2 protein-coding genes and 1 pseudogene are annotated in these 1,204 nt (G+C 39.7%); 1 reads left to right on the top strand and 2 read right to left on the bottom strand.

The features are described 5' to 3' along the window. Positions 1–236 (top strand): annotated as a pseudogene (locus ACKI5G_RS00635) (hypothetical protein); the annotation flags it as partial. On the opposite strand, the gene ACKI5G_RS00630 reads toward ACKI5G_RS00635, so the two are convergent. Further along, on the bottom strand, positions 233–805 hold the full coding sequence (locus tag ACKI5G_RS00630; RefSeq protein WP_407396649.1) for a chromate transporter: 573 nt from the start codon (positions 803–805) through the stop codon (positions 233–235). The pseudogene ACKI5G_RS00635 and the gene ACKI5G_RS00630 overlap by 4 nt on opposite strands. A 17-nt stretch (positions 806–822) precedes the next feature. Next, positions 823–1,204: chromate transporter (locus ACKI5G_RS00625; RefSeq protein ID WP_407396647.1), on the bottom strand; the 382-nt coding region annotated here is incomplete at its 5' end.

The following is a 1,204-nucleotide window of genomic DNA, read 5'->3' as shown; positions in this document are numbered from 1 at the left end:
AAAATGTAGAAACGCTTTTGAAAGAAGCGGATTGTACTTTTGAACATGTGGGGCACTTATTAATTTATCTACGTGATGTTGCTGATTATAATGTCGTAAAGGAAATGTTTGAAAAACGTTTTCCTTGTATCCCTAAAGTTTATCTTTTAGCTCCTGTATGTCGACCAGGTTGGTTGATTGAAATGGAATGTATGGCGATACGTCCGATTCATGATGAACGTTATTCGGCTTACTAGTACAAAATCCAACCTGCTAGTCCGCAAAGAGCAATCATCAATATGGGACTAACTTTGAATTTCCTCGTTCCAATAAAAGCAATGAGGAAAATGATTATACTTACGATGAACTGATACTTGTCTGTCTGATAGCTGCCGAAATTCTCGGCAGTCATCAGGACAAGGGCAGCAGCTGCCAATAGACCTACTACAGCGGGACGCAATCCTTTAAATACGGCTTCTACCATTGGGTGTTTTTGATATTTCAAGAAAAACTTGCTGATGGCTATCATTAATATAAACGAAGGAAGTACTACGGCAAAGGTGGCTGTTATTGAACCTAAGATTCCCCATGCATGACTGTATCCAGCATTAATTGCGGCTGTGTATCCTACATAAGTAGCTGAGTTGATGCCGATAGGACCAGGTGTCATTTGGCTGATGGCTACTATGTCTGTAAATTCAGCTGAGGAAAGCCAATTATGAGATGTGACCACTTCGCCTTGTATCATGGATAACATGGCATAACCACCCCCGAATCCGAAGAGGCCAATCTGGAAGAAGGTGATGAAGAGTTCTAGGTATATCATAAATTATGAGCTCTATATTATGAATTATGAGTTAATTTCCCATAGATAAATCCACCAATACCTGCTATAGCAATTATATATACCGGTGATATACCTATTAACCAAATAAGTAGAGCAGATACAATTGGAATCCAGATATTGTATTTGCTGATTTTAGCCGATTTGGCCATACTGAAGGTGGGGGCAGCAATGAGTGCTACTACCGCTGGACGAATCCCTTTGAATATATTTTCTACAACTTCATATTCCTTGAACTGATGGAAAAACAAGGCGATGGCCAAGATTATTAAAAAGGATGGTAGAATAGCTCCTAATGCTAGAGCCAAGGCACCAGGGAAGCGTTTAAGTTTATAACCGATAAAAATGGAGAAGTTTACGGCGAATACTCCTGGAACGGAT

This window comes from Anaerovibrio sp. (assembly GCF_045637405.1).
In the GTDB taxonomy this organism is placed as follows: domain Bacteria; phylum Bacillota; class Negativicutes; order Selenomonadales; family Selenomonadaceae; genus Anaerovibrio.
The sequence above is the reverse complement of the archived record's forward strand: the minus strand, read 5'-3'. Positions and strand labels throughout refer to the sequence as shown.